Origin of the sequence: Sporosarcina luteola (assembly GCF_023715245.1) — a bacterium.
Lineage (GTDB): Bacteria > Bacillota > Bacilli > Bacillales_A > Planococcaceae > Sporosarcina > Sporosarcina luteola_C.
In genome coordinates, this window is sequence record NZ_JAMBNV010000001.1 from 1,145,299 (window position 1) to 1,157,631 (window position 12,333).

13 protein-coding genes are annotated in these 12,333 nt (G+C 43.7%); 11 read left to right on the forward strand and 2 right to left on the reverse strand.

The window, feature by feature from the left end; all coding sequences use genetic code 11:
- Positions 1–2: 2 nt before the first annotated feature.
- From thiI to M3152_RS05350, 9 genes are all read left to right on the forward strand, one after another.
- The gene (gene thiI, locus M3152_RS05310; protein WP_251694151.1) at positions 3–1,208 is read left to right on the forward strand and encodes a tRNA uracil 4-sulfurtransferase ThiI; all 1,206 of its coding nucleotides are present in this window, start codon (positions 3–5) and stop codon (positions 1,206–1,208) included.
- A gap of 85 nt (positions 1,209–1,293) precedes the next feature.
- Positions 1,294–1,503 (forward strand): alpha/beta-type small acid-soluble spore protein, encoded by a 210-nt coding sequence (locus M3152_RS05315; protein WP_251694152.1) that lies wholly within the window; start codon positions 1,294–1,296, stop codon positions 1,501–1,503.
- Between the two features lie 179 nt (positions 1,504–1,682).
- Positions 1,683–3,257, forward strand: a complete 1,575-nt coding sequence (gene mbcS / locus M3152_RS05320) for an acyl-CoA synthetase MbcS (protein WP_251694153.1) — start codon at positions 1,683–1,685, stop codon at positions 3,255–3,257.
- A 108-nt stretch (positions 3,258–3,365) separates the two neighbouring features.
- Positions 3,366–4,283, forward strand: a complete 918-nt coding sequence (gene rarD, locus M3152_RS05325; RefSeq protein ID WP_251694154.1) for an EamA family transporter RarD — start codon at positions 3,366–3,368, stop codon at positions 4,281–4,283.
- Positions 4,284–4,346: 63 nt separating this feature from the next.
- A complete protein-coding gene (gene sppA / locus M3152_RS05330) occupies positions 4,347–5,351 on the forward strand; it encodes a signal peptide peptidase SppA (RefSeq protein ID WP_251694155.1) in 1,005 nt (334 codons plus the stop codon).
- A gap of 14 nt (positions 5,352–5,365) precedes the next feature.
- Entirely contained in the window at positions 5,366–5,950 is a 585-nt protein-coding gene (locus M3152_RS05335) for an RDD family protein (RefSeq protein ID WP_251694156.1), read from the forward strand.
- 33 nt (positions 5,951–5,983) lie between these two features.
- Positions 5,984–6,490 (forward strand): thiol peroxidase, encoded by a 507-nt coding sequence (tpx, locus tag M3152_RS05340; RefSeq protein ID WP_251694157.1) that lies wholly within the window; start codon positions 5,984–5,986, stop codon positions 6,488–6,490.
- Positions 6,491–6,577: 87 nt separating this feature from the next.
- Positions 6,578–7,498 (forward strand): class I SAM-dependent methyltransferase, encoded by a 921-nt coding sequence (locus M3152_RS05345; protein ID WP_251694158.1) that lies wholly within the window; start codon positions 6,578–6,580, stop codon positions 7,496–7,498.
- Between the two features lie 237 nt (positions 7,499–7,735).
- Positions 7,736–8,380 carry an HD domain-containing protein gene (locus tag M3152_RS05350; RefSeq protein ID WP_251694159.1) on the forward strand — a complete coding sequence of 215 codons (645 nt, stop codon included), beginning with the start codon at positions 7,736–7,738 and terminating at the stop codon, positions 8,378–8,380.
- 85 nt (positions 8,381–8,465) lie between these two features.
- Here the strand turns inward: M3152_RS05350 and M3152_RS05355 are convergent, their stop codons facing one another.
- Complete coding sequence (locus M3152_RS05355) at positions 8,466–8,912, reverse strand: universal stress protein (protein WP_251694160.1); 447 nt, start codon at positions 8,910–8,912, stop codon at positions 8,466–8,468.
- A gap of 338 nt (positions 8,913–9,250) precedes the next feature.
- On the opposite strand from M3152_RS05355, the gene ald reads away from it, so the two are divergent.
- The gene (ald, locus tag M3152_RS05360; protein WP_251694161.1) at positions 9,251–10,366 is read left to right on the forward strand and encodes an alanine dehydrogenase; all 1,116 of its coding nucleotides are present in this window, start codon (positions 9,251–9,253) and stop codon (positions 10,364–10,366) included.
- 44 nt (positions 10,367–10,410) lie between these two features.
- Here ald and M3152_RS05365 read toward each other — a convergent pair whose 3' ends face one another.
- On the reverse strand, positions 10,411–11,508 hold the full coding sequence (locus M3152_RS05365; RefSeq protein WP_251694162.1) for a M24 family metallopeptidase: 1,098 nt from the start codon (positions 11,506–11,508) through the stop codon (positions 10,411–10,413).
- Positions 11,509–11,620: 112 nt separating this feature from the next.
- Here M3152_RS05365 and M3152_RS05370 point away from each other — a divergent pair, with 112 nt between their 5' ends.
- Positions 11,621–12,301, forward strand: coding sequence for a metal-dependent hydrolase (locus M3152_RS05370; RefSeq protein ID WP_251694163.1), 681 nt, complete (start codon positions 11,621–11,623; stop codon positions 12,299–12,301).
- Positions 12,302–12,333 lie beyond the last annotated feature (32 nt).

The following is a 12,333-nucleotide window of genomic DNA, read 5'->3' on the forward strand; positions in this document are numbered from 1 at the left end:
TAATGAAATGGAAAGAAATTTTAATACGATACGGAGAATTGTCTTTGAAAGGACGTAACCGCAATCACTTCGTGCGTAAATTAAGAAACAACATAAAGGGTGCAATGAGTGATTTGAAATCGATTCAATTGCGAGCAGAGCGAGATCGCATGTTTTTAGTCGCGGAGGAAGAGTCGGATATGCAAAAGGCAATTGAACGGCTGCCGTATATTTTCGGAATCCAGTCATTCAGTCCTGTCGCTATGTGCGAAGCCGATTTGGATGCAATTAAAGAGAAGGCTCTTGAAGTGGTAGGTACTGAAGAGACGTCAGGAAAAACATTCAAAGTGGAAATAAAACGTGCGGATAAGACATTCCCGTACGTAACGGCTGAACTTCAACAAGCACTCGGTGGACATGTATTGCATCATTATCCCGAACTTGTCGTTCAAATGAAAAAGCCGGATATACTGCTGCATGTTGATATTCGCAAGGAAGGGGCTTTCCTGACTTCCAAAGTGTATAAAGGTGCGGGTGGCATGCCAGTCGGTTCAAATGGGCATTCATTGCTAATGCTTTCAGGAGGCATCGATAGTCCTGTCGCGGGATATCTTCTCATGAAACGCGGCGTTTCAATTGATGCGATCCATTTTGCAAGCCCTCCGTATACGAGTGAGTTGGCAAAACAAAAAGTGATGGATTTGACTGAAAAACTATGCTCGTTCGGTGCACCAGTCCGTCTTCACGTCATTCCTTTTACAGAATTGCAGCAAGCCATCGTCCAACAAGTACCGGATAATTTATCAATGACGACTACGAGAAGAATGATGCTCCAAATCGCCGATAAAGTGAGAGAAGAAATCGGCGCATTAGCGCTTGTCACCGGGGAAAGCCTCGGCCAAGTGGCGAGTCAAACGCTTGAGAGCCTGACTGCTATTAATGAAGTAACTTCCACGCCAATTCTCCGTCCATTGATTGCGATGGATAAACTGGACATTATCGAGCTTTCAGAAAGGATCGGGACTTACGAAACTTCAATTAGGCCATATGAAGACTGCTGTACAATCTTTACCCCGAGCAATCCAAAAACAAAACCGAAACTTGAAAAAGTCCATCGTTTTGAAAGCTTTTTTGATTTTCAACCATTGATTGAAGAAGCGGTGAGAAATAGAGAGGTTATCGAAGTTTGGCGGCAACATGAGAAGGATGATTTCGAGGATCTGCTTTAATTCAAGGGCAATAATTACCATTTAAGCCTCCTGCATGAATTTCCGGAAACGGTCCATTCTATATGCACAAGGAGGTGAGAACAACATGGCTAACAACAACAGCGGCAACTCAAACCAACTTCTAGTTCCAGGGGCACAACAAGCACTTGACCAAATGAAAAACGAAATCGCTGCAGAATTTGGTGTAAACCTTGGAGCAGACTCCACATCGCGTGCCAACGGTTCCGTCGGCGGAGAAATTACTAAGCGATTAGTGCGTCAAGCCCAACAACAAATGAACGGTTTCCAACAATAATAACAGACGCACGCCAGCTGTCCCGGTTTTCCGGGGCAGTTTTTCTTTTAGTTGCATTACACCTCATTCTTCACCTAGAAAGGATAGGTTATTCATACGCCTTGCAAGAAAAATGAATATGTTTTGAAATTTCGACAAGACGTTTGTATAATTGTAATAGAAGAAAAGGGGGAAATTAGATGAATCGTGAAGAATTACTTGCACCGGAGAACTATAATCTTGTTTCTGAATTTGAAAAATACGCTACTGGCGAGGAAAAGCGCGCGCTCATTTATATCAGTTCTGACGGACAGGAAAAGGAAATTACATACGATAAATTAATGGATTCAGCGAAAAAGTGTGCAAATGTTTTTATCGAAAACGGGTTAGGCAAAGGGGATGTCATCCTTGTCATGGTCCCCCGGACAATTGATGCATATATAACTTATATCGGAGCTTTGATGGCAGGGATTGTTGTCATCCCGAGCTCTGAAATGCTTCGTTCTTCGGATATCGAATATCGGTTGGAGCATAGTCAAGCGAAAGCAATCGTCGCTTATGATGCATTCATGGACCAGTTTGAAGAAGTGGGCAATCTACAAGACGTCCAATTATTTGTCATAGGTGAAGCAAAGGACGGACAAAAATCATTGACACGAATGATGGAATCGACCAACTCTGTTTTTGAAGTTCCTGCTACTAAGGGGACGGATATAGCGTTCCTGTCATATACATCAGGTACGACAGGGAAGCCGAAAGGAGTCGTTCACACACACGCTTGGGCTTATGCACATTTACGGACCGCGGGAACAAGCTGGCTTGGCATAGAAGAAGGGGATGTCGTATGGGCGACCGCCGCACCGGGATGGCAAAAATGGATCTGGTCCCCTTTCCTTTCCGTGCTAGGCAGCGGAGCGACAGGACTTGTTTATGACGGCAAATTCGATGTGAAAACATATTTGGATTTAATGAAAAAATATGCCGTAAACGTGCTATGCTGTACGCCAACGGAATACCGGTTCATCGCAAAGGCTGAAAATTTACAGGACTATGACCTTTCCTCCCTTCGTAGTGCTGTATCCGCAGGTGAGCCTTTGAACAGGGAAGTAATCGATATTTTTGAGAGAACATTCAATCTTGCGGTCAGGGATGGATATGGGCAAACGGAAAATACACTGCTTGTCGGAACGATGTTAGGAATGGAAGCCAGACCGGGTTCGATGGGGAAACCGACTCCGGGAAACCGAGTGGACATCATCGATGACGAAGGCAATCCGGTTTCTGCCGGAGAGGTCGGCGATATTGCCGTCCACATTTCAACGCCTGCCCTCTTCAAAGAATATTTGAATGACCCCGAAAGGACAAAAATGCAATTCAGGGGCGAATATTACGTGACGGGGGACCGTGCACGGCTCGATGAGGATGGCTACTTCTGGTTTGAAGGGCGAGGTGATGATATTATCATCAGCTCAGGTTATACGATCGGTCCATTCGAAGTTGAAGATGCATTGACGAAGCATCCCGCTGTACGCGAATGTGCAGTTGTCGGCAGTCCCGATGAAGTGAGGGGTAGCATCGTCAAAGCCTTCATCGTCCTACGCGATCCTGCGATGAAGCAAGATGACAATCTCGTAAAAGAATTACAGGAACACGTGAAAACACTTACAGCTCCTTATAAATACCCGCGAAAAATCGAATTCTTGAGTGAATTGCCGAAGACGGCCTCCGGTAAAATCATGCGCGTAGAATTGAGGAAGCAAGAGCTGAATAAATGATTCGCTTTTACCGTCCAAAGCCGAATGGCATGGACGGTTTTTCCTTGGTGGGTTTACGAACGGTTTTGGAAGGACTATAATTGTCCTATTCGAAAGGAGGGTGCCTGAATGCAGTCTGAAAAAAGTGGTGTCCTATGGGTTGTCGGAGCCTTTCTCTTTTGGGGATTCATGCCGATTTATTGGAAGCATCTTGAACATGTACCAAGTGATGAAATTCTAACGGGGCGGATCGTGTGGGCTTTCGTTTCCACAGTCCTTGTTGTTTTGCTCATGAAAAATGGCAGAGAGCTAATTAGTGACATTCAGGAGCTATGGAAAAGTCAGTCACAATTTTGGGGTCTTTTCATCGCAACCGTGTTAATTTCTGCAAATTGGTTCACCTACATATGGGCGGTAAATCATAATTACATCGTACAAACGAGCCTTGGCTATTATATCAATCCTCTCGTATCCGTTTTGCTCGGTATTTTCTTTCTGAAGGAGAGACTTTCTTCCTCACAGAAAGTCGCTTTCCTACTTGCCTTTACAGGTGTTATCATCCTGACGGTATCATACGGAAAATTTCCGTGGATCGCTTTATGTCTTGCATTTACGTTCGCGATTTACGGATTCATTAAGAAAAATATCAAATTGGATGCGCTTCGGGGACTGGCAATTGAGACATTATTCATTACACCGTTTGCCATCGGTTATTACACCTTCCTATTCGTGAAAGGACAAGCCGTCTTTTTACATGCTGATGTTAAAACTGATATTCTTCTCATCCTTACAGGCATCGGGACTGCACTTCCGCTCGTCATGTACGCAAAAGGAGTTCGGATGATTCCATTATATGTCGCCGGTTTTATTCAATACATTGCACCGACGCTCATGTTGTTCCTGGGCGTTGTTGTCTACAAGGAATCATTCGGGGGAATTGAACTATTATCATTTTCATTGATATGGTCGGCGCTCATCCTCTTCACGGTTTCAAAGGTTTATGAATCGATTGCTACGAAAAGGAGCGCTCATCAATCTTCCAAGTAAAATGAAACATTTGTCGGGTCCAAGACGTATACAATGATTGTAGAAAGAAAGGGGAATTACATAATGGCAATGAAACGATGGATTGCAATCATCGTAGCTGCAGTGCTTATTTTCATTTCAATAGGCATTAACTCACTTTCGTATTTATTCACGAGGGATTTCAGCAGCTTCATGGAAGAAATGGCTGCAGGCAGTACGGGCTACAGCGAAGTGGTCATCGAACAAGGAAAAGGCAGGGATCGAATTGCCGTTCTTACTTTGGATGGCGTTATCCAGGATGTCGGCAGTTCCTTGTTCGCATCAGAAGGTTACAATCACCAAATGTTCATGTCACAGCTTCACGAAATTTTGAACGACCAAACGATTAAGGGTATCGTCCTATCGGTGAACACGCCAGGCGGTGGAGTGGTTGAATCATCGGATATTTATGATGCCATCAAGGCGATCCAGATTGAAAGGGAAATTCCCGTTTACGTAGCAATGGGCGGACTTGCCGCATCCGGAGGTTATTATGTATCTGCGCCTGCCGAAAAAATCTTCGTGCACCCTGAAACAATTACGGGATCGATTGGGGTCATCATGGAAAGCGTTAATTATGCAAAGCTTGCGGAGAAATATGGGATTGACTTCAATACAATCAAAACAGGCCCTTACAAAGACATCATGAGCGGATCTCGCGAGATGACAGAGGAAGAGCACAATATGCTTCAAGAAATGATCAATGACTCTTACGAAAGATTTGTGGCAATTGTTGCGGAAGGCCGTAATATGTCGACAGAACAAGTTAAGAAAGTGGCGGATGGCCGTATCATGAATGGCAGACAGGCGATTGACTCCGGTCTTGCAGACGATTTCGGAAAGATGGGCGATGCCATCGATGCACTGAAGACGGATTACGAATTGGAAAACGCTACAGTATTTGAATACGCGCCGATGGATAGCTTTGGCTCACTTTTCGGAGTGAAGGTCGGCAATCTTTTCGGTCGCAATATTGAGTCTGAACTGATTGGGAAATTACTTTCAGATTACGATGCACCGCGGATGATGTACTTATATGGTGAAAAATAAGGAGGGGATAGGGCATGACGGATCATATTGAAAATAACGAGCTGATAAGTGATATACCTGAGCCGGTTCGCCTCCCTGCATATGAGATTGTCCAGACGGAGCGATTCATACCGAAATTTGCCGGTTTTTGGACACGTTTCTGGGCATATGTCATTGACTTGCTTGTCGTATCATCAATCAGCGGAATCTTCATCAAACCTATATTCAGGGTTTTGGATTTTAAAATTTCAAATCCATCTTTTCTTTTATTCAGCCCGTACAAAGTTGCACTCCTTATCCTTTTCCTTGCCTATTTCGCACTTATGACGAAAATTACAGGTCAGACGGTAGGAAAGATGATTTTGGGGATAAAAGTTGTCACAAAAGACGGCGGAAAACTGACGTGGGGAACAGTCCTCTTCAGGGAAGTGGTTAGCCGTTTCATATCAAAGCTTCTGACCATCCCTTATCTGTTTGTTGTCTTCATGCCTAAAAAGGAAGCATTGCACGACCTTTTTGCTGACACATACGTCATCCATGAACAAGCATTTGAAAGGGAAGTAATTGAAACGAGGCAGAAGCGCAAGGGCGAAGAGTTGCATGCTGGAACAATTGTTTAGTAGAATGAAGTGAAATGAATAGGAGGCGTCTTCATGGTAAATGTCACTTTCAAACAAAATCCGGTCACATTGCTCGGTAAAGAAGTAACAGTAGGCGACAAAGCTCCAGATTTCACAGTACTATCCAACGATTTACAACCGGTTACGCTGAATGATTCAAAAGGGAAAATCCGATTGATAAGCGTTGTTCCATCCATCGATACTGGTGTATGTTCTGAACAGACACGAAAATTCAGCCAAGAAGCGACTTCACTCGGAGACGATGTGGAAGTGCTAACGATATCCGTCGATCTTCCTTTTGCGCAAGCGAGATGGGGTGCTGCGGAAGGTGTCAGCAATGTCCAGACGTTGTCGGATCACCGCGACCTGTCATTCGGGGAAGCGTACGGTGTCGTCATGAAAGAGCTGCGGCTATTAGCTCGCTCCATCTTCGTAGTCGACAAGAACGATACAGTCAATTATGTCGAGTATGTAATGGAAGGCACAGACCATCCAGATTACGAAAAGGCGATTGCAGCCGTTAACGAATTGACAAAATAATAACGTGGCCCACTCGGCAACGGGTGGGCCACATTACTGTTATAAATGGTTTTTAGCAAGGTATATTTTGGATTAGAGGGATACGATATGGTGACAAATACTGAACAGATCTTTACATTTTTAAATGAACACGCAGAATCTAACAAAGAAGACCTTTATTTGGAAGCAGTCATTGAAGCATGTCAGGAATGGCTGTCAGGGGAAAGAATGCCCCGACTGTCTCCTTCCGTGACAAAAGAGGAAATCCGAAGAGGAATTCAGCTCGCTGTCCTGAAAGGCATGAAAGAGCAAGCTCAACCGAATCATCAGATGACACCAGATGCGATTGGCATGCTCATCGGGCATTTTGCAAACGAATTGATGCAGCACAAGGAGCAAGTTACCTTACTTGATCCAGCAGCAGGAACGGGCAATTTGCTGTTCACAGTCATGAATGCAATCGGAGATAAAGCAACGGCGACATCGGTGGAAATTGATGAACTACTCGTCAGATTATCTGCCATCACTGCTGAACTTCTCGAACAGCCTGTCCGCTTTTTCGTCCAAGATGCATTGCGTCCTTTACTCGTAGATCCTGTTGACTTGGTCGTATGTGATCTTCCGGTCGGTTATTATCCTGATGACGACAATGCCATCAGCTTTGAAATGATGCCTGCGGAAGGACATGCATTTGCACATCATCTATTCATAGAACAATCGATGAATCACCTAAAGGAAGGTGGATACGCACTATTCCTAACGCCGGCATCCCTTTTTGAATCTGATCAGTCTGCAGAGCTGCATCGTTATTTGAAGAAGAATGCTGTCATCAGGGCGGTCCTTCAATTACCAGCTTCCTTATTCAGAAGCGTCGCACACGAAAAGAGCGTTTTCATCCTGCAGAAGCCGTACGCTGAAATGAAAGCCAAGCCGGATGTACTTCTGTCAAAAGTGCCGAATATGTCTGATAAACTGGCGATGTCCCGGTTCCTTGAACAGATTAAAGACTGGGTAAGTGAAGAATTATAAGTTATGCTGATATCCGATTATTGTTTTTAATTTATTGTATCTGAATTAACCCTTCTTATCCTTTCATGGATTTGAAGGGTTTTTTGCACGGCGGGAGAATTGAATTGGCTGTGTGATATTATCCCTTTCCTGCATACTTTAGTGAGAATAAGGGAAAGCATTTACAAGATGTAATTATGATTGTACTGTGTGAAAATTTTCAAGTCCTTAAATAATACAGAAGTGGTGATGAAAAAGATGGGTGTACATCAATACTTTAAAAGCTTATCTGATTTAGAACAAATTATTCGTTGTCCAGGAAAGTTCAAATATCAGCACCATTCCGTCGCCAGTCATTCATTTAAGGTGGCGAAAATTGCTCAATTTCTTGGCACAGTTGAAGAGGATTGCGGCCAAAAAGTTGACTGGAGAATTCTATATGAAAAGGCATTGAACCACGATTACGCGGAACTGTTTACCGGGGATATAAAGACGCCTGTAAAATATGCTTCGCAAGAGTTGAAGCAGCTATTCAGTGAAGTGGAGGAAGAAATGACGAGGAAGTTCGTAGAAAAGGAACTTCCACAAGAGTTTCAAGCCATTTATTTGGAAAGATTTAAAGAAGGTAAAGATGAGACATTGGAAGGGCGCATTCTATCAGTAGCTGATAAAATCGATCTGCTCTATGAAGCATTTGGTGAAATTCAAAAGGCTAATCCGGAGCCATTGTTTTTAGAGATATACGAAGAAGCACTACGAACAATATTGCTGTTTCAAGACATGAATTGTGTAAAATACTTCCTGGAACATATTCTAACTGATATGCTTTCTGAACGATTCACTGAACATGACGAGTTGACAGGCATTGCAATGCAAATAATAGAAGAGCAGGGAGGTTATTAAACATTAAACATACATCAATGAACTGCTTAAAGGTTTTTAAAATTCGAACCTGCCCATTATGCCGGGCAGGTTCGTATTCTTTCCGTCAAACTTCAGGTGTACGAACAACGAGAACGTCGCATGCTGCTGAACGGACTATATTTTCGGATACACTGCCGATGAGGAAACGCTCTACTGTGTTCAAGCCGGTTGCACCACAAATGATGAGATCCACATTAAGCTTTTTCGATAGCTCGCGGGAAATCATCGTTTTCGGTGAACCGTATTCTACGACGATGTTTACCTTCTTCAACCCGGCCGCCTCTGCTTCTTGCTTGTACTCCGTCAGCAGCTCTTCGGCGAATTTATGTGCCCGTTCCGCGATGGATCGATCGTATGCTTCAACAGCCGCATAGGAACGAGTATCAATGATGTTCACCAAGTTCAATGTTGCATCATTGCGCGCTGCAATGCCCATCGCCTTTTTGAATGCCCAACTGGATTCCTTCGATCCATCCACAGCCACGATAATTTGCTCGTATTTTAATACCATACCAATCACTCCATCCTACAGATTTATATTTACATTTACTAACTTCGATATTGATTTAACTAAACCCTTTTCTGTTTGTTGGAAACTCAAATCGGTATCGTTGGAATATGTCTAAGAAATGTCGGGTGTATTAATACTATTCCCTTTACAACCTTCAAAAAACATAGGATGGTAATTCGGAACCTTCAGAACAGAAATAGAACGATAGTAGGTTGAAGAATTTGTTTATTATATTTATAGCGCAAATTCTTTTAACTTCTGATAGAATTGTAGTAATTGGTCTTGTCGAATTGTCGATTTGTGGCCAACTAACTTTCTTGTATATAGGAGGATCAGAAATGCGTATTGGGATTCCAAAAGAAGTGAAGAATAATGAAAATCGGGTGGCAATGACACCTGCAGGCGCATACAACTTGAAGTCAGCAGGCCATGAAGTACTGATTGAAACTGGTGCAGGACTAGGTTCCAGCTTTACTGATGAGGATTATATCGAGGCTGGGGCGACGATCGTAGCTACAGCGAAAGAAGCCTGGGATGTAGATATGGTCATGAAAGTGAAAGAACCGCTTGCTTCCGAGTACGGCTATTTCCGTGAAGGGCTGATCCTGTTCACTTATCTGCATCTTGCCCCTGAATTGGAATTGACAAAAGCAATGCTAGATAGCAAAGTTGTCGGCATCGCCTATGAAACTGTGCAAGTGAATAATTCTTTACCGTTGCTTGCACCGATGAGTGAAGTTGCTGGACGTATGGCAACTCAAATCGGCGCGCAATATCTTGAAAAGATTAACGGAGGAAAAGGAATTCTTCTTTCAGGAGTCCCAGGCGTATCCCGCGGAAAAGTCACTGTAATCGGTGGTGGACAGGCGGGAACGAACGCGGCGAAAATCGCTGTCGGCATGGGTGCGAACGTTACTGTGCTCGACTTGTCTGTAGACCGTCTTCGCCAATTGGATGAAATGTTCGGTGATAGCATTCAGACACTTGTTTCCAACCCGTTCAATATCGCAGAATCGGTTAAGGATTCCGATCTCGTTATCGGCTGTGTATTGATTCCAGGTGCTAAAGCGCCGAAATTGGTTTCGGAAGAGATGGTCAAATCGATGAAGCCAGGCTCGGTTCTTGTCGATATCGCAATCGACCAAGGCGGAATCTTCGAAACATCCGACCGCGTGACGACCCATGATAATCCTACTTATGAGAAACATGGTATCGTCCACTATGCAGTTGCGAACATGCCAGGAGCTGTGCCACGTACATCGACAATGGCATTGACGAACGTTACAGTTCCATATGCATTGCAAATTGCGAATAAAGGCTATAAACAAGCTTGTTTGGATAATGCTGCATTGCAAAAAGGAATCAACACATTGGAAGGTCATGTAACATATAAAGCTGTTGCAGACGCGCAGGGCATAGAGTATGTTCCGGCTGAAACGCTATTAAGTAAATAATAAAACATGCTGTCCGATTTATTTCGGACAGCATGTTTTCAATTTTAAGGCTGGATAATCTGCAGTTCTTTCGGGAATTTCGTTAGTAATTCTACACCGTCAGAAGTGACGACTAGATCATCTTCGATTCGCACTCCCGTAATTTCAGGATGATAAATCCCCGGTTCGACAGTGAATACCATTCCTTCAATGAGTTCCATTTCATTTGTTCCTGTAATTGAAGGGAATTCATGTACGGAAATGCCAAGCCCGTGTCCAAGTCGGTGCGTGAAATACTCACCGTAGCCTGCTACCTTAATGACATCCCTTGCGGCTTTATCCAAGTCCATTGCTTTCACGCCAGGACGAACCATGTCGATTGCTGTCTGTTCTGCCTTTTTGACAGTTTCATAAATTTCACGCTGTTTTTCGGAAGGTTCGCCAAATGCGACTGTCCTTGTAATATCTGAACAATATCCCTCGTATACGACACCAAGGTCGAACAGGATGAAATCACCTTTTTGGATTTTCCGGTCTCCCGGCGTTCCGTGCGGGGAAGCGGTTTTAGGACCGGATAATACCATCGTGTCGAAGGACATCTTTTCTGCGCCCATTTTTTTCATTTCAAATTCAATTGCCATGAGAATTTCAAGCTCGGTTTTCCCTTCGGCGATCTCTTTGCAGCCGATTTCGATTGCTTGATCTGCCAATGCTGCTGCCTTGCGCAACTTTACAAGCTCATCCTCGCTTTTGATATTTCTCATTTTATTCAGTTGTTCGTCGAGACGTTGGAATGATGCTCCTTCGAAAAGTTGTTCCATCCGTTCTAGGCGTTCGACGGTTAAATGGGATTTTTCGATTGCAATTGTCTGAAGAGGAACTCCTCTATTCACGGCTGCGGTGGCGAGAACTTCCCAAGCATCCTCCGTATCCTGATGCCCAACTGCTTCAAATGTCCAACCGGAAGCCTTCAAATCAGGCACTTCCATTAGAGGACAGATGACGAATGGTTCTGATTCCTTGAAAATCATGACACCTAATAGCCTTTCATGTGGTTCACTGCGGAATCCGGAAACATAAAAAACATTGTCTGGAGTTGTAATGAAAGCTGCATCCACATTGTTTTCTTGCAGGTAACTTTTTATTTCAGTAATTTTATTCAACCTTATCCCTCCGATATTAACTTACTCACCATACATATCATATCAAAAAAGAGGGTTTTCCGGTAAGATAAAGAAGTATAGTATGTATGAACAGATTTGGAGGGATTTGCAAATGAAAATTTCTTATCACGGACATTCTGTCGTGAAAATTGAGACAGAAGGAAAGACATTATTGATTGATCCGTTCATCACTGGCAATGAACTGACGGACTTGGATGCTTCAGTACAGAATCCCGATGTGATCCTGCTGACGCACGGACATAACGATCATGTCGGAGATACGTTTGACATAGCAAAACGATGCAATCCACTTATCGTTGCGCCGAATGAACTAGCCGTCTACTTAGGTTGGCAAAACTTAAATACGCACGGAATGAACATCGGAGGCTCCTATACATTCGATTTCGGGACAGTGAAATATACACAAGCGTTCCATAGTTCTTCCTACACGACACCTCAGAACGAAATCATCTATACAGGCATGCCAGCAGGGATTTTGTTCACTGCCGAAGGAAAAACAATATACCACGCAGGCGATACATCCCTTTTCGGCGATATGGCTATCATCGGAAGACAGCATTCCATCGACATCGCTTTTTTGCCAATCGGCGATAATTTTACGATGGGGCCTGAAGATGCCGCCGCTGCTGTTGAATTGCTGAATCCGAAGGTTGTCGTTCCTATCCATTACGATACATTCCCGCCGATTAGGCAAAACCCGCAAACGTTCAAGGATCTTGTCGCTAACCACGAAGTCAAGATTATGAAAGCGGGAGATTCACTGGAATTATAAATACCGTCACCGATCCGGAAAGCACATCACCG